We start from the raw sequence: 16384 nt of genomic DNA, 5'->3' as shown, positions 1-16384 counted from the left end.
TTTAAGAACGGATGATGAATTTCCAGAAAGTGAAATGAACCTACATAAGATTTAGTTGAAGAATACATGTTGGAATTTAATATGAGGGGGGTTTTTTATGACATTGTTACATTGGGCTATTATATCGCCTTTTTTATTTGCCATTCTTATTCCATTTCTTTATAAGGCATTTAGGAGTATCCATACCGGCTGGTTCGTATTGCTTCTGCCGGTTGCTTTGTTCAGCTACTTCATTCAATTCATGCCGATTACGAGGGATGGAAACACGATTAAGGAAACAGCGGAGTGGATGCCGTCTTTCGGCATCAATTTTATTGCCTACATAGATGGACTCGGGCTTCTTTTCGCACTTCTCATTACCGGTATCGGTTCGCTTGTGGTTCTTTATTCGATCTACTATCTCGATAAGAAAAAGGAACAATTACATAACTTCTATGTGTATTTAATGATGTTCATGGGAGCCATGCTCGGTGTGGTCCTGTCTGATAATCTGATCGTTCTTTATATGTTCTGGGAGTTTACGTCCATTTCATCTTTCCTGTTGATCGGTTACTGGTACCACCGCGAACGCTCCAGATACGGTGCACAGAAATCCATGCTGATCACTGTATTCGGCGGATTGTCCATGCTGGCTGGATTTATCCTTCTATATTTGATGGGAGGTACATTCAGTATCCGCGAGTTGATTTCACAATCCGATCAGCTTATGACAAATGCCCTATTCATTCCGGCTATGCTTCTCGTACTGCTGGGTGCTTTTACAAAATCGGCTCAATTCCCGTTCCACATCTGGCTTCCGGATGCCATGGAAGCCCCGACACCTGTCAGTGCATATCTGCACTCGGCTACGATGGTTAAAGCGGGGATCTACCTTGTTGCCCGCATGAGTCCGTTATTTGCCGAGACAAGCTTATGGTTATGGCTTGTAGGAGGATTTGGGATTTTCACATTATTCTGGGGATCCTTTAATGCTGTGAAACAAACAGATTTAAAAGGGATTCTCGCATTCTCCACTGTCAGTCAACTTGGTCTTATCATGTCGCTGCTAGGAGTGGGTGCAGCCGCCCTGCACTACACTCACTTGGACGACAATATTTATATGGTCGCAACTCTTGCCGCCGTTTTTCACTTGATCAACCACGCTACTTTCAAGGGAAGCCTGTTTATGGTTGTCGGTATCATCGATCATGAAACCGGCACGAGGGATATCCGCAAACTCGGCGGGCTGATGAGCTTTATGCCGATTACGTTTACAGTTGCGGTGATCGGTGCATTTTCAATGGCTGGTCTGCCTCCATTCAACGGCTTCTTGAGTAAAGAAATGTTCTTTACCGGGATGGTCCGTGTCCTTGAGATGGATATTTTCAGCCTGGACACAGCCGGCATCCTTTTCCCTGTCCTTGCCTGGGTGGGAAGCATATTTACGCTCATCTACAGCATGATCCTTGTGTTCAAGACATTCACCGGGGAACACCAGCCTGAAAAATTGGAGAAGAAACCTCACGAGGCACCGTTCGGGATGCTGATCTCGCCGATCATTCTGGCTTCCCTTGTCATTGTGTTCGGGTTCTTCCCTAACATCCTGTCTGAGCGTATCATCGCTCCTGCAGTTGCGGCGATTACACCGAGCCTTGTTGAAGAAGGTCATGTGATTGAAGCACATATTACATTCTGGCACGGATTCACTCCGGAGTTATTTATGACATTAGGTGTCATCCTGTTTGGTATCCTGCTTTATCAATTGCTTCCGAAATGGAAGAAGATCTATTCATGGATTCCTGAACGCTTAACGCTGAATTCTATTTATGATGGAGGTTTGGTCCGAGGCGAACGCGCTGCATTCTCTTTCACAAGAGGGTACATGACAGGGTTCATCCGAAGTTACCTCGTCTATATATTCGCGTTCTTCATCGGTATCCTGCTGTTCACCTTGTGGTTCAAAGGGGCGTTTGCGATCAATACCGGTGACCTTGCACCAATCGGTATCTACGAAATCGCGATCGCACTGCTCTTGGTGATCAGTTCCGTATCGATTTTATTTGCGAAATCACGACTAACCGCGATCATTTTACTTGGTGCGGCCGGATATACCGTTTCACTATTCTTCGTTCTGTTCCGTGCACCGGACCTGGCGCTTACCCAGCTTGTGATTGAAACGGTCTCGGTTGCCCTGTTCTTATTGTGTTTCTATCACCTTCCTCCATTGAGCCGCCATGAAGAGCGGATGAGCTTCAAGCTCGGAAATGCACTGATTTCCATTGGAGTCGGGGTAGTGGTGACGCTGTTTGCCATCTCTGCTTACAGCACTAAATTATCTGAATCGATTTCTGAGTATTATATTAAAAATGTGTATGAGGAAGCTGCAGGTAAGAATATGGTTAACGTCATTCTCGTAGACTTCCGAGGATTTGATACCCTGTTTGAAATTTGTGTACTGGCTATTGCTGCCCTGGGTATCTACTCCATGATTAAATTGCGTCTGACAAGGAGGAAAGAGGGATGAAGAAACCCAAAACAAATGATGTGATTCTTCAAACAGTCACTAATGTTGTCACTTTCATCATTGTCCTGTTTTCTCTGAGTCTTTTCTTTGCTGGACATTACACTCCAGGGGGAGGATTTATCGGGGGATTGATGACCTCCGCTGCGATCGTTCTCATGCTGCTTGCATATGATCTCGATACAGTGGCGAATATCCTTCCGATCGATTACAAGATTTTAACGGCTGTAGGACTATTGATAGCGGTGGCGACAGGAGCTGGTGCATTGTTGTTTGATGTGCCTTTCCTTACTCATGCCTATGATTATTTCTATCTTCCGCTTCTGGGAAAGACGTCTCTTCATACAGCAGTGTTATTTGATACAGGTGTGTATTTGGTTGTTATCGGTGTAACGATGACCATTATTCAGACAATAGGAGTGAGTGAATAATGGAGATATTAATGGCAGTTGTTTGCGGCATTCTGTTTATGAGTGCTGTATATTTAATGCTTTCGAAAAGTTTATTGCGCATCATTATCGGAACGGCATTGCTGAGTCATGGAGCCCATTTACTGCTCCTTTCGATCAGCGGTCTCAAAGGGGGAGCTGCACCTCTTTTGGGGGAACATGCGAAATCTTATGTGGATCCGCTGCCTCAGGCTTTGATTCTGACAGCGATCGTTATCAGTTTCGGTGTCACGGCTTTCTTCCTGGTGCTCGCTTACCGGACGTACCAGGAGCTTGGAACTGATAATACGGATCAAATGAGAGGAAACGAAGGAAATGACTAACTTACTGATTTTACCCATACTAATCCCGTTATTCACGGCGATTATCTTACTATTCATAAGTAAATACGTTAACGTTCAAAGAGGGATTTCAGCCATTTCGACATTGGCTACCATTGCAGCATCCCTCGTGCTTATCTACACCATCAATAAAGATGGAATACAAAGCGTGAATCTTGGAAGCTGGCAGGCACCATTTGGGATCACCCTGGTCTCGGATATGCTGTCCGCGTTATTAGTGACCACGACGAGCATCATTACATTGGTTGTGCTGCTCTATTCTTTTAAAGCCATCGGGGCAGACAGGGAGCGTTTCTACTATTATCCGGTCGTACAGTTCTTATTGGTCGGTGTGAACGGCGCCTTCACGACAGGTGATATCTTCAACCTGTTCGTATTCTTCGAGGTTATGCTGATGAGTTCTTATGTATTGATCGTATTGGGCGGCACAAAAGCCCAGCTGCGTGAAGGAATCAAATATATTCTTGTAAACGTCATCTCTTCTGCGCTGTTTGTTATTGCTGTAGCCTATTTATACTCGGTTGTCGGGACACTGAATATGGCAGATATTTCGGTGAAGATCGCTGAAGTGAACCAGCCTGTGATTCTTACTTCTATCGCCGTACTGTTCCTGATCGTTTTCGGACTGAAAGGAGGAATCTTCCCCCTTTATTTCTGGCTTCCTGGTTCATATTATGCTCCGCCGACTCCGATCCTTGCTCTATTCGGAGCATTGTTAACCAAAGTGGGTATTTATTCCATCATGAGAACCTACACTTTATTCTTTTATCATGATACCGGCTATACTCATAGTATTCTCGCAGTGCTGGCCATCATGACGATCATATTCGGATGCATCGGTGCTGTTGCATACTGGGATGTTAAAAAAATTATCATCTATAATATCATCATTGCAGTAGGCGTCATTTTATTCGGGGTATCTACAATGAATCCCGATGCGTTAGAAGGCTCTGTTTACTATCTGATTCACGATATGATCATCAAAGCAGCCCTCTTCCTTCTGATCGGGGTGATGATCACGATCACCGGTACGACGGATTTGAAGAAGATGGGCGGTTTGATCAAAGAATATCCTTGGCTTGGTTGGACATTCCTGGTCGCTGTCTTTTCACTTGCGGGCATTCCTCCCCTCAGCGGCTTCATCGGAAAATTATTGATCGTAAGGGGCAGCTTTGAGGCGGAAGATTATTTAGGTGCAGGATTGATTCTCTTATCAAGCTTAATGGTCCTGTATTCAGTGATTAAGATTTTCTTGAATGGAATTTGGGGAACACCTAAGGAATATAAGCACGTGTCAAAAGGGCATGCGCGCTATTTGTGGATGACATCCGCCCTGCTTGTGCTGCTCGCCGTGTTTTACGGTTTTGGAGCAGAAGCATTGCGTCCCCTATTCTCACAGGCAGCAGAAGTACTGGTTGACCCGAATATCTATATAGACGCAGTGTTAAAGGAGTAATGTAAAATGGCCTTTCAATTTTTATTAAACATATTCCTGGCTTTTGTCTGGATGTTTCTATCGGTTTCCTTTACTTCTCAGTCATTTATCATTGGCTTTCTACTAAGTTTAGCGATACTCTTTGCATTCAGAAGGTTTTTCAGTTCACGGTTTTATATTCATAGGGTGATCGCCGTCATCAGCCTGTTGTTTCTCTTTATAAAAGAGCTGATCATGGCAAATATCGCCGTATTGAAAACGATCCTGAGACCAAAGCTCGATTTCAAGCCCGGGATTTTTGCTCTTCCGACTGAGTTGGAGACGAATTGGGAAATCACCCTGCTCGCTAATTTAATCACATTAACCCCGGGTACGCTGGTGACGGATGTATCGTATGATAATAAAATTCTATATATCCATGCCATTGATATCCCCGATAAAAATGAAGCAATTGATGAAATCAAGAACTCTTTTGAAAAAGCGATCATGGAGGTGAGTCGATAATGTTGCATACAATTCTTCAGCTGACATTATTATTGGTCTCCCTCTCTATGCTGGGATTGATCTACCGCCTGATCAAAGGACCGACCACTCCGGATAGAGTAGTCGCACTCGATGCGATAGGGATCAATCTGATCGCGATCATTGCGTTGGTATCCATGCTTCTGGATACATTCGCTTTCCTGGAAGTCATCCTGCTTTTAGGTATTCTGGCGTTTATCGGAACAGTAGCCTTTTCTAAATTCCTGGAGAAAGGGGAGATCATTGAACGTGACCGAGATCATTAGATTCCTCATTGGATTTTTATTAATTGTCGGTGGATTCCTCAGCCTTGTCACAGCCTTCGGTTTGTTGAGGCTGCCTGATGTTTATACGCGGAACCATGCCGCTTCCAAAAGTGCAACACTCGGAGTAATGTCCATTCTCCTTGCAACCTTTCTCTATTTCTATTTAGAACATGGGCATTTCAATTCAAGGCTCATCCTTGCCATCATCTTTATCTTTGTGACCGCCCCGGTTGCGGGACACCTTATTGCAAGAGCAGCTTATCACTCAGGAGTTAAGCTGTGGGATAAAAGCGTACAGGATGATTTGAAGAATAAGAAAGAATATGAACAACAGAACTCCAATTAAAAAAGCTTGACCTGGTAAAGGGATCCCTTTCCAGGTCAAGCTTCTTTTTATTGATCATATAATTCCTTATCCACACTGCCATCCTGCTTATGGATGACAAGTGTGCCGGAATGGTCATTCACATAATCCTTCGCTTTTGAAAGAAGGTCCTCTTTCGTGTCTTCTACCATAATGGCCCGGCTGCTGCCCTTCTTCATCAACTGCCATCCGTCTTCATGGGTTTTCACATGATACTCGGTCTTATCAGTATCGGTCCCTTCCTCGGACTTGTGAGCCCTGTCGGTGGCAATCGCAATGGCCCTTCCTTCATCATACCCCTCATCCAAGAGGGCGTTGGCAATCTCTATTGCTTTATTCCGAACATCGGCGGGGAGATTCTTTAATGAATCGGGATAATCATTTTTGCTCCAAGGCATCGTGTAACCTCCTTATCTTGGTTACTTATTGATTTCCCATTGTGAAAGCTTTTAAACGTCCCCTACATATGTACTCTTCCTTAACCACAGGGAACCGCCCCCGAAGCAGGTCAGCGTTTCGGCACGACTGCCATTGTACATCGTGAGACACAAATCAATTGATTCTCTTCATCGGTGATTTTAATATCCCAGACCATCGTCGTTTTCCCCTGGTGCATGACGGATGCCGTGGCGGTAACCACTCCATCACGTTTTGCTTTTATGTGATTTGCGTTGATTTCAAGACCGAAACAGATTTCTTTCTCAAGATCGATTAATTCCACTGCCCCCACACTCGCCACTGTTTCAGCGAGGGCCACCGACGCTCCACCGTGAAGGAATCCGAAAGGCTGGCGGGTAGCCTCATTGACAGGCATGGTTGCAATCACCTTTCCTTTGCCTAACTCCACAAACTCAATTCCAAGTGTACTGATTAGCGTATTTTCCATTTTCATTCTGTTCACCTCATTATAGTCATCATATAGTAGAATTTCGGTAAAAATAATAAAAACCCTCTTTAAGAAGGTTCTTTTTGCTTACTTAGTCGTTTTTATCGTGGTTCCGATTGTACCTCTCGAGGCCTGTCCACTCCGCAAAGTATAAACTACACCGGCTTTGGATAACTCCCGCATGAATAATATCGTGTTCAGCTTCATACATTTCCTTAGAGCCTAATTGCCAGGAATAAGGAGGTATTCCATGAATCGATATCACCCATTTTACCATCCTGTCCAGAGCCCTTATCAACCCCATCACTCGAGAAGAAATGTCCCACTGTACCCCAACCTTCATTATCGCAATAACCTTCCTCCAATTGAAACAAAAACGTTTATGGCCTCTGCAGATAAAACACTAAAGTTAATGGAAAGCGCCCACCTCGTATTGACGAAAATCAAGAATGATACTTCGTTTGCCCATCAACTCATGAATTTAGCTCAGCAGTCAAACACTCAAGAGGTCCTTAAACTCATTCGCAGGACCGGTGTAAAGGTTGTCCCCGTCGTCTCATTTAATCCAGACGGGATCCACATGATATTTGATGAGAAGATTGGTGAAGTGGATTGCTGCCATCTGATCGTCGACGTACGGTGGAGGGAAATGTAGGTTTATCAGGTAGAGGTTACTGAGGTAAAAAGTTGCACTCGTTTATAGAATTCAGTAAAAAAGGGCCTCAAGGTATGATCCTTGAGGCCCTTTTGATCTATGATTAATAATATTGGTAATATCCCGGATATCCATTACCATAACCATACCCGTATGGTGGATAATAATGTGGATAAGGTCTTGGATACAAGAGAGCAGAACCTAAGAGACCGCCTAACACACCGCCAATAAACGGAGCGCCAAAGAACCCTCCTCCGTAGAATGGTCTTCTGCCAAATCCGTACGGTCTTGGCCTTCTGTCATACACTTGACTATACATTCGCATTTCCTCCTCTTCTTCAGTTTACAGGGACAGCCATCTATTTTTATCGGCTTCATTACTGATTTATGCGATGGAGGGCGTTTTTGAGTGGGCTTTGATTTATTACTGAGAATGAACGCAAGATGAGGGTGTCGGGGTGGTTAGTGTTAGGTGCTGGATTCTACGTAAAGATTTTTCGACAAGTGGCACGTATCTCGGGAAAGTGGCATGTATTTTCTGAAAGTGGAATGTAAATCTGGAAAGTGGCACGTATTTCCTGAAACTTGGTTTTATCTGTCTATAAAAGCTTCTCGTTTTTAATGAGAGTACCTCTTCTACCTACAAAAAAAGCAGAGGATTAAAAAATCCCCTGCTAAAATCCAAATCCAAACTTAAAACATAATCGCCGCAATCCATCCAAAGAGGATCAGCGGAATGTTATAGTGCAAGAACGTCGGTACACATGTATCCCAAATGTGATTGTGCTGGCCGTCCGCGTTCAATCCGGCTGTCGGCCCGAGCGTACTGTCTGAAGCAGGAGAACCCGCATCTCCCAGGGCGCCTGCTGTTCCGACAATAACAATTGTCGACATCGGGCTGAAGCCAAGCTCCATACAAAGAGGTACGAAAATAGCTGCAATGATCGGAATCGTCGCAAACGAGGAACCGATTCCCATCGTCACAAGCAGGCCGACAACGAGCATGATGAAGGCTGCCATCGCCTTGTTGCCGCCGATTGCATCTGCAGTCGCCTCAACAAGCGTTTCTACGTGCCCGGTTGCTGTCATCACTTCAGCAAATCCTGAGGCAGTGATCATCACAAACCCGATGAACGCCATCATTTTCATTCCTTCATTCAACAATCCGTCAGCTTCCTTCCACTTCACGGAACCAGAAAGATAAAGCACGGCAATCCCAGCCAGAGCTCCAAAGATCATGGATTCAAGCTGAAGCTGGACATACAGTGCCACGATGATCGAGATAAAGGCGAAGACCATCGCTTTTTTGTTATAGACCATTTTTTCATCTGAAATGACTTCTTTTGCTTCACTGTACTTTCTTGGTTTGCGGTAGCTTACAAACACTGCGATCAATAATCCAATCATCATTCCGCCAACAGGAATGAGCATGGCTTTAGGGATATCCCCCAGATCGATCTCCATTCCGCTGCTTGCCATATTCTGTGCAATGATTTCGTGGAACTGCAGACCAAATCCTACTGGTAAAAGGATATAAGGAGCAGTCAGTCCGAATGTGATGACAGAGGCAATTAAGCGTCTATCCAATTCCAGTTCCGTCATGACCTTCAATAGAGGCGGAATCAGGATAGGGATAAAAGCAATGTGGATCGGAATCAGATTCTGTGAAAAAATAGCCATAATTAAAATAGCAAAAACGATAAGTGCCTTAGAAAGGGCCGCTTTTCTTGAATCTCCTTTTTTCCCGACAACCTTTAACACCCAGTCTACGAGAAGATTCGGAATCCCCGTATAGGAAATTGCTACAGCGAATCCCCCAAGTAACGCGTAACTTAAAGCGATATTGGCGCCCCCTGATAATCCTTCAGAGAAGACCGTTATCGTCTCACTCATGCCCATGCCGCCGATCAAACCTCCGATCAGCGCACCCGTAATGAGGGCAAAGACGACATTGACACGTACTAAACTCAATATGAGCATGATCAGAACAGCAATAACAACTGCGTTCATCATTATTCCTCCCTTAAAAAGTTCTGCAGCCTGTTTTCAAATGATACTTTACCGGCTGATTCTTTATTGGTAGTTCCATAGATATTACTTTAGTTCGCTAAATTGGTAGAGTAATAAAACAACGTTTTTAACTTTAACAAGATAAAGAGAGGTTGTCAATACTTTAGTCTGATGAATCATTAAAATGTTGGTTGGTAAGTTTTTGTATGGTTTAGAAGGAGTAAATGTTTGATATTTTCAACTTCTGTTTATTTGTTTTTAACTTAAGCTGGTTTATTTTCAACTTCTGGACATTTGTTTTCAACTTCGGCTGGCTTATTTTCAACTTTAGCTAATTTATTTTCAACTCTAAAAAACCACCTTCCTCTTTCTGATGGACTGCGCTTCCCCCGGGGTCTACGAGCAGCTCCTGTCAACAGCTTAAACCCCTACTAATTCAACAAGCTTATTTAACATATCCTCTTGAAAATGAAAAAGGCCTTCCCCAATCCAAAACAACTGGATCAGAAAAAGGCCTGTCTCTATCATTATTTTTCTAAAGGCTGGAATCGTTCCACCAGTAGTGCCAGCGTACGGGCCATGACACCAGTGGCACCAGAAGGACCAAGATCATATGTGCTCTTCGTCGTGGCTGTTCCTGCGATATCCAGGTGAACCCATGGGAGACCATCGGCAAATTCCCCTACGAAGGCACCGCCCATGATGGCATGTCCTGCCCGTCCTGGTGAATTGTTGAGGTCGGCAATCTTACTGCTGCGGACACGTTTTTTATCATGTTCCGTGTATGGCAGCTGCCAGATGAATTCTCCGGACTCGCTCGATGCTTCAAGCACCTGCTCAAAGAATGCCTCATTATTTGTGAGGGCACCTGTCTTATCTTCTCCAAGTGCAATGATGACCCCGCCGGTCAGCGTCGCCACATCCACCAGGTAATTCGCTCCGTGATGCTTCGCATAAGTCATCCCGTCTGCAAGGGCAAGGCGTCCCTCGGCATCCGTGTTCAGGACCTCGATCGTTTTCCCGCTCATCGCCGTGATGACATCATCAGGCTTGAATGCAGAACCGCTTACCATGTTGTCCGTTGATGGAATCACGGCTACCACATTCTGCTCAGGCTTTGTTTCACCGATGATTTCCATTGCCCCAAGGACAGCTGCAGCGCCACCCATATCCGTCTTCATGCCGACAATGCCGTCCTTCGGCTTGATGGAATAACCGCCGGTATCGAAGGTGATTCCTTTTCCGACCAAGCCGATGACGTCTTTCCATTCATCTTTTCCGCTGTATTTCAGGACGATCATCTTAGGCGGCTCAACCGATCCCTGATTGACTGCAAGGAGGGCTCCCATTCCGAGGTTCTCCATTTCTTCTTTATCGAGTATTTCCGCCTCGAAATCATAGCGCTCTGCAAGTTCCAGGGCGTATTCTGCCATTTTTGTAGATGTTAGCAGATTACCAGGTGTATTCACAAGAGTACGCGCCGAATTGACACCTCTTCCGAAAGCCGCTCCCACTTCAAGAGCCGTATTGACTTCTTTGTCATCATCGCTTGTTAAAAACTCAATGCTGTCCACATACACTTCAGGCTCATTTGATTTTTGCTTGTAGCCTTCGAACTGATATGTAGCCATCGTGTACGCTTCTGTGAGAGCATGTGCCGCATCTGCAGCAGGCAGTTCTTCTGATGAAAATGTATCAAGCGCCACTGAAAAAGAAGAGACTTTCATTTTTTTCAGCTCTTTCGATGCAAGTCCCATCGCCTCTTTTAAAAGATCGAAAGTCAGATCCTTTTGTTTGCCAAGTCCGACAAACAGGATCCGCTTGCTTCCGATTTTCTCGAACGTATGTATTTTTGATAGTTTCTTAGGCTTTGAAGAAATGTCTCCATCCTTCACCAGTGAAGTAAGATACCCTTCAAATGCGTGATCAAGCTCTTTCAGTTCCCCTTCAAAAGATGGCTGATGGTAAACTCCGACCACTAAACATTCCCCTGCTGCTTTTGTAATATCTTTTTGGTTGATTGTATAATTCATTTCCCCTGACACCTCCATTCTCCATTATAACGGAGATGTCAGTTTATTTCGACATACAGACATTCGCTCATGCAAGTTAGTTCTGCTTTCATTCGGGTATGATATAATAAGAGCATTATTTGTTTTCAGACTTTTAAGAAAGATGGCAGGTGACAGCATGGAAGTATTCTTGAATTTTCCATTGTGGGCCTCTTTATTTGCAATCTTCTTTGCACAATTTGTTAAGGTGCCCATTCAATTTATTGCAACGAGGGAATTAAACTGGTCATTGATCACGTCTACAGGCGGAATGCCAAGTTCACACTCTGCTGCAGTGACGGCTCTTTCAACAGGGGTCGCCTTGGAGACAGGACTTTCTTCCCCGGTTTTTGCCGTGTCGGCGATCTTTGCAATCATCACCATGTTTGATGCGACCGGTGTCAGAAGACAGGCGGGTGAACAGGCCATCGTGTTGAACCAGTTAACGATTGATTTTCAAAAATTCATGACAGAAGCCAAGGGCTGGCAGAACAAGCCCGAGCAGGAAAAGCGGAAAGAGCTTAAGGAACTGCTTGGACACAAACCGATCGAGGTCTTTTTCGGCGGCCTTTCAGGAATTATATTGACCCTGCTTCTGCACTATCTATTATTTACTTAGGAGTGATTCGGTGAGGATTGTCTCTATTTGCCCGAGTAATACTGAAATCATCGATTATCTTGGACTTACATCCAGTCTGGTCGGCGTTGATGATTTTTCCGATTATCCTGAGGAAGTGCGTTCACTCCCCAAGCTGGGCCCCGACCTGTCCATCAATATGGATAAGCTACAGGCTTTGGAACCCGATCTCGTCTTTTCTTCACTGAGCGTCCCTGGGATGGAAAAAAATATCGAGGAATTAAATAGGAGAAACATTCCGCATATCACACTGAATCCTCAAAGCTTCCGGGACATCGCCGAGGATATATTAACGGTCGGGAAAGCATGCGGGGTTGAGGAAACCGCTGTCCTTAGGCAGCAGACGTTTTTACATACGGTTGAGGAATTAAAGAGGTTGAGCAGGACCGTAAGCCACGCGCCGGTCCTCTACTGGGAATGGTGGCCGAAGCCCGTTTTTACTCCGGGAAAAATAAATTGGCTCACCGAATTGAGTGAGATGGCAGGAGCCAAAAACAGTTACCGGGATGTCGAACTTGCCAGCGTCCAAACCGATTGGGAAGATGTCAGGGATCGTGATCCCGACTATATCTGCCTTGCATGGGTAGGCGTACAGCAGAAACGGGTGAATCCCGACATTGTAAAGAAGCGCCCCGGCTGGGATACAATGAAAGCCGTTCAGGAAAATCGGATACTCATTCTGGAGGAAGCCCTTTACTGCAGGCCGTCCCCCCTTCTTTTAAAAGGGGCGGTGAAGCTTGCCAGAATGCTGCATCCTGCAGTATACGAAGGATTGGACCTTCAACATTCTCCATAAGAAAAGCTCGTATGCAAAGTTTCTGCATACGAGCTTTTACATTATTCCACTTTAGTTGATAAGATTTGCTGCCTGAAGACCTGCATCGATTCATTGCTGTTCAGTTTCACCAGGTCTTCTTCCGTCAGCTTGCCTGTACCTACTTGTACGACATACACCTCAAGGGTTTGTTTTCCCCATTCATCATAGACTTGTTGAACGGTATCGTAATATAAATCGAGCTTATTTCCTTTGATTGCACTTCCTGTATCAGCCACGACCCCATATCCATAGTTAGGGATGAAGAGGATCGTACCGATCGGATAGACGGATGTATCTGCCGCAATCGTAGAATATAAGTCCCTTTTCACTTTCACTCCCGAGTATGTAATCCCATATCCAGGGTGCCCCGGACTTTTCCCCGTTGATTCTACACCGGCCGTATATCCAGTAGCCACCACGGTATTTTTCGGATACTGCTCCCAATTGACCGATTCTTCCAGTGTCGGAAGTTGCCCTTCAACAGGTTTGCTTGAAGAGATCATCGTCTTGACCCCTGCTAATCTCTTCAAAAATTTGAATGATAATGATATATGATTTGTTTTATGGTTTTCTGAATAGCGTTCCGACTGACTTCCTTTGTTTTCATTCAGCCAGGATTTAAACGTCTGGGCTTCCACCCCCGATACCGATTGAAAGGTGGTCCCTAAGGCTAGTACAAATAAACTAACCATGATGATTCGTTTCGTCCATTTTATTACCAAATTCATGAATTCACTCCTCCCACCCTTATTCCTTCCCCACAAAGATGGTATTTATTCATAAATTGATAAAAAAATCGAATAGTTTCAATTTTTGGAAAATATTAGGATTAGTAGTTTCTAAGGTGAAAAGGTTTTTTTTATGGTGTCTTACCCTGGAATTTTTAAGCTTCACCGCTCTCTTATCATTTGTAGAATTGCATAAAAAAATCCGTTCAACCCGGGCATTCACGGGGTAAACGGAAATAAATCAAAACATTCTATATCCTTTGGCTCTCAAGATTCTCATCACAATCCCTGAAAGAATCGCTCCTGCAAGTCCGCTGCCAAGTATCAAAAGATCGGCCAAAGCTAAACTGCTAATTTTAGTGCCCAATTCCGAAAACGAAGCTCCTGCATTTCGGAAGTATTCAATAAAACGCACATCATCTACAATAAAAATGACAATGATCGGATAGATAATCGCCATTATCCATGTCATACGCAATAACATATTTAACAAAAAGCCGATTCCAAAAAACAGAACCAGAAAAAGAAGCATCGAAATAATCATTACATGTATAGGCATTTACCGTCTGCACCTCCATAAACACTAAAGTTTAGTGTACTCAATGTTTATGAAAGCGTCAATCTTTTGAAAGACGTATTCACAAAATCAACAAAAATAGAAATGCGGAGGCGGCTCGTTCAGAGGCGACAAGCATAAGACAGGGCAGCCATAAAGGCGTTTTTTGCCTTTTTGGATGGCATGGCTTATGTCTCGAGCCTCTAGCCGCCGGAGCTGGACAATAGAAATGCGGAAGGGCTATGCTCAGAGGCGGGTGGCATAACGCACCTACCGCGAAATCGTTTCTGCCAAGCAAAAAGCAGACCCGAATTTCAAGGTCTGCTTCATATGGTCAGATTAGCGTCCGTTCTATTTTTGTTTCCCGCTGCCTCCGCAGCAAGGACATGTCTCAGAACCACCCAACACTAACTGAAAGTATCCTTTTCCTGAACAGTATAGACAAAATTTTGTTTTCGTACTTGCAGTAGCTCTCATGATTCCCTCTCCTTTTGAGTTTAATTTCTTAATTTTCTGATAATATATCATCTATCCTCGTGAATGGAAAGGGACATATTAGAGGATGTACCTTTAAGAAAGCGAATACATTGCTTGTTATCTTTCAATATCTCTCTTTTTCACAAAGTTTACTGAATTTTTAAATAAATTATGGAAGCTCGTCCTTTTACCTCCAACACGGTATGTAACGGGGGTTTTCACGCACCAAGCATTACCCGTTTTATTTTACATTTTACTTGTTTTAGATATACTTGTATTAGAAATACATGTATAAATCGAACAAAGGTGGAATACCAAAATGAATCGACCGATTCCAATCGACATTACCGGTACCGATGCGTTAAACAGCATAGGTGAAAATATCATTATTGCCAATAAGGATTATACCGTGACGTGGATGAATACTAAAGCATCCACGTCAATGACAGCCATTGCCCCGTTATTCGGGCTTAACAGCGCAGAAGATATGATCGGAATGAATATGGATGAATTTCATGAATTGCCTCCATATCAGCGCAGGATCATGGACGACATTCATGATGGACATCGAGCAAGAATCAATATCAAGGAGAGGCTCGCTGCAGATATCGTGATCACTCCCATCACAAGTTCTACGCAATCCGGACAGGTGGAAGGCTATATGGTCATGCTTATGGATGTTACCTCAAGAGCAGAAGAGGAAAAGAGAAGAGAGACAATGATCCGGGAACTGTCTGTACCCATTTTACATATTTGGGATAAAACCATTGCCCTGCCGCTTAAAGGCGAACTTGATCTTGACCGGGGAGAAATAGTGATCAGCACTGTGCTTGAGGAGTGTGTAAAGAGCCGCATTGAATACGTCATGATCAGCATCAGCGGGATAAGCAGGTTTGACGATAGTATCAGACAAAACCTCCAGAAGCTCTATGATTGTTTAAAATTGATCGGGGTCGAATGCATCATCGTCGGGATTACACCCGAGCTTGCCATAAGTATCGGTGAGTTTGAAAACGTTTTGACTTTCAGTGACTCATCAACAGGGCTCAAATATATTATGTCTCTTCAGGAAAAAGAATCGGTATGACCTAAAAAGGGCATCAAATACGTTTTTGTATTTGATGCCTTTTCTTAATGAATCACATAAACAACTTATAACTCGTATAGCCAAACTGCTCGCCGGGATCCAATCCTTCAATGGCCTGATGGCGCTGGAATAAATCACCCTGCTTCAGCATTTCATGGATCATGACGGAGGTTTTGCCATCCACCATCAGTGCATTTGGGGATTTCCATTGCACATCGAACAGTTCACTTTCTTCTACTTTCAACAGATCCGAATCGACATGATCCAGATGAAAAATGATCATATTATCACTGATTTCGTTCCCTATCACACCGGTACGTACCCCGATGATCCCATTAACAGTCGTCGTGAGGCCCGTTTCCTCTTTCACTTCACGAAGAACTGCTTCATCGACCGTTTCTCCTTCGTCAACGAATCCGGCCGGGAGTGACCACATACCTTTCAGTCCTCCGTATTTTTTCTTAACAACAAGCCAGTTTCCATCTTTATCTATAACAAGTCCGGCAACAGCCAGCCACACCTTTCCCCTTTTCAACCTACTCCTCCTCTTACTATAAAAATTCTCTTTACTTTAAGGTACTACAGGTAACGGAGATAGAAAAG

21 protein-coding genes are annotated in these 16384 nt (G+C 44.1%); 11 read left to right on the top strand and 10 right to left on the bottom strand.

Annotation, left to right across the window (positions count from 1 at the left end; genetic code table 11):
- Positions 1-97 precede the first annotated feature (97 nt).
- The 7 genes from HWX64_RS15970 to mnhG are packed head-to-tail and all read left to right on the top strand — an operon-like array spanning position 98 to position 5859.
- Positions 98-2503 carry a Na+/H+ antiporter subunit A gene (locus tag HWX64_RS15970; RefSeq protein ID WP_175990508.1) on the top strand — a complete coding sequence of 802 codons (2406 nt, stop codon included), beginning with the start codon at positions 98-100 and terminating at the stop codon, positions 2501-2503.
- Positions 2500-2931, top strand: a complete 432-nt coding sequence (locus HWX64_RS15965) for a Na(+)/H(+) antiporter subunit B (RefSeq protein ID WP_175990507.1) — start codon at positions 2500-2502, stop codon at positions 2929-2931. The genes HWX64_RS15970 and HWX64_RS15965 overlap by 4 nt, the downstream gene beginning before the upstream one ends.
- Positions 2931-3272 (top strand): Na(+)/H(+) antiporter subunit C, encoded by a 342-nt coding sequence (locus tag HWX64_RS15960; protein WP_175990506.1) that lies wholly within the window; start codon positions 2931-2933, stop codon positions 3270-3272. The genes HWX64_RS15965 and HWX64_RS15960 overlap by 1 nt, the downstream gene beginning before the upstream one ends.
- Positions 3265-4746, top strand: coding sequence for a Na+/H+ antiporter subunit D (locus HWX64_RS15955; protein ID WP_175990505.1), 1482 nt, complete (start codon positions 3265-3267; stop codon positions 4744-4746). The genes HWX64_RS15960 and HWX64_RS15955 overlap by 8 nt, the downstream gene beginning before the upstream one ends.
- A 6-nt stretch (positions 4747-4752) precedes the next feature.
- Positions 4753-5229: a Na+/H+ antiporter subunit E gene (locus tag HWX64_RS15950; protein ID WP_175990504.1), complete on the top strand. Its 477-nt coding sequence runs from the start codon at positions 4753-4755 to the stop codon at positions 5227-5229.
- Positions 5229-5513, top strand: coding sequence for a Na(+)/H(+) antiporter subunit F1 (locus tag HWX64_RS15945; RefSeq protein WP_175990503.1), 285 nt, complete (start codon positions 5229-5231; stop codon positions 5511-5513). The genes HWX64_RS15950 and HWX64_RS15945 overlap by 1 nt, the downstream gene beginning before the upstream one ends.
- Positions 5497-5859 carry a monovalent cation/H(+) antiporter subunit G gene (mnhG, locus tag HWX64_RS15940; RefSeq protein WP_175990502.1) on the top strand — a complete coding sequence of 121 codons (363 nt, stop codon included), beginning with the start codon at positions 5497-5499 and terminating at the stop codon, positions 5857-5859. Before HWX64_RS15945 ends, mnhG begins: the two co-directional genes overlap by 17 nt.
- Before the next feature lie 47 nt (positions 5860-5906).
- Here the strand turns inward: mnhG and HWX64_RS15935 are convergent, their stop codons facing one another.
- Positions 5907-6275: a DUF2188 domain-containing protein gene (locus HWX64_RS15935; protein ID WP_175990501.1), complete on the bottom strand. Its 369-nt coding sequence runs from the start codon at positions 6273-6275 to the stop codon at positions 5907-5909.
- A gap of 110 nt (positions 6276-6385) precedes the next feature.
- Positions 6386-6769: a PaaI family thioesterase gene (locus HWX64_RS15930; protein WP_175990500.1), complete on the bottom strand. Its 384-nt coding sequence runs from the start codon at positions 6767-6769 to the stop codon at positions 6386-6388.
- A gap of 244 nt (positions 6770-7013) precedes the next feature.
- On the opposite strand from HWX64_RS15930, the gene HWX64_RS15925 reads away from it, so the two are divergent.
- Positions 7014-7418, top strand: coding sequence for a hypothetical protein (locus tag HWX64_RS15925; protein WP_175990499.1), 405 nt, complete (start codon positions 7014-7016; stop codon positions 7416-7418).
- A 103-nt stretch (positions 7419-7521) separates the two neighbouring features.
- Here the strand turns inward: HWX64_RS15925 and HWX64_RS15920 are convergent, their stop codons facing one another.
- From HWX64_RS15920 to HWX64_RS15905, 4 genes are all read right to left on the bottom strand, one after another.
- On the bottom strand, positions 7522-7737 hold the full coding sequence (locus HWX64_RS15920; RefSeq protein WP_175990498.1) for a hypothetical protein: 216 nt from the start codon (positions 7735-7737) through the stop codon (positions 7522-7524).
- A gap of 374 nt (positions 7738-8111) precedes the next feature.
- The gene (locus tag HWX64_RS15915) at positions 8112-9428 is read right to left on the bottom strand and encodes a Na+/H+ antiporter family protein (protein ID WP_175990497.1); all 1317 of its coding nucleotides are present in this window, start codon (positions 9426-9428) and stop codon (positions 8112-8114) included.
- 263 nt (positions 9429-9691) lie between these two features.
- The gene (locus HWX64_RS15910; protein WP_175990496.1) at positions 9692-9844 is read right to left on the bottom strand and encodes a hypothetical protein; all 153 of its coding nucleotides are present in this window, start codon (positions 9842-9844) and stop codon (positions 9692-9694) included.
- Between the two features lie 111 nt (positions 9845-9955).
- The gene (locus tag HWX64_RS15905) at positions 9956-11461 is read right to left on the bottom strand and encodes a leucyl aminopeptidase (protein WP_175990495.1); all 1506 of its coding nucleotides are present in this window, start codon (positions 11459-11461) and stop codon (positions 9956-9958) included.
- A gap of 157 nt (positions 11462-11618) precedes the next feature.
- On the opposite strand from HWX64_RS15905, the gene HWX64_RS15900 reads away from it, so the two are divergent.
- The gene (locus HWX64_RS15900) at positions 11619-12098 is read left to right on the top strand and encodes a divergent PAP2 family protein (protein WP_175990494.1); all 480 of its coding nucleotides are present in this window, start codon (positions 11619-11621) and stop codon (positions 12096-12098) included.
- Positions 12099-12108: 10 nt separating this feature from the next.
- Positions 12109-12912, top strand: coding sequence for a cobalamin-binding protein (locus HWX64_RS15895; RefSeq protein ID WP_175990493.1), 804 nt, complete (start codon positions 12109-12111; stop codon positions 12910-12912).
- Between the two features lie 41 nt (positions 12913-12953).
- Here the strand turns inward: HWX64_RS15895 and HWX64_RS15890 are convergent, their stop codons facing one another.
- The 3 genes from HWX64_RS15890 to HWX64_RS15880 all read right to left on the bottom strand — a co-directional run bounded on the left by HWX64_RS15890 (position 12954) and on the right by HWX64_RS15880 (position 14694).
- On the bottom strand, positions 12954-13661 hold the full coding sequence (locus HWX64_RS15890) for a 3D domain-containing protein (protein WP_303049488.1): 708 nt from the start codon (positions 13659-13661) through the stop codon (positions 12954-12956).
- Positions 13662-13902: 241 nt separating this feature from the next.
- A complete protein-coding gene (locus HWX64_RS15885) occupies positions 13903-14220 on the bottom strand; it encodes a YuiB family protein (protein WP_254871173.1) in 318 nt (105 codons plus the stop codon).
- Positions 14221-14568: 348 nt separating this feature from the next.
- Complete coding sequence (locus tag HWX64_RS15880) at positions 14569-14694, bottom strand: YuiA family protein (RefSeq protein WP_162266043.1); 126 nt, start codon at positions 14692-14694, stop codon at positions 14569-14571.
- Positions 14695-15013: 319 nt separating this feature from the next.
- Here HWX64_RS15880 and HWX64_RS15875 point away from each other — a divergent pair, with 319 nt between their 5' ends.
- The gene (locus HWX64_RS15875) at positions 15014-15781 is read left to right on the top strand and encodes an STAS domain-containing protein (protein WP_175990492.1); all 768 of its coding nucleotides are present in this window, start codon (positions 15014-15016) and stop codon (positions 15779-15781) included.
- 52 nt (positions 15782-15833) lie between these two features.
- Here the strand turns inward: HWX64_RS15875 and HWX64_RS15870 are convergent, their stop codons facing one another.
- A complete protein-coding gene (locus HWX64_RS15870; protein ID WP_175990491.1) occupies positions 15834-16316 on the bottom strand; it encodes an NUDIX domain-containing protein in 483 nt (160 codons plus the stop codon).
- Positions 16317-16384: the final 68 nt, after the last annotated feature.

It is taken from the genome of Bacillus sp. Marseille-Q1617 (assembly GCF_903645295.1).
Classification (GTDB): domain Bacteria; phylum Bacillota; class Bacilli; order Bacillales; family Bacillaceae_B; genus Rossellomorea.
The sequence above is the reverse complement of the archived record's forward strand: the minus strand, read 5'-3'. Positions and strand labels throughout refer to the sequence as shown.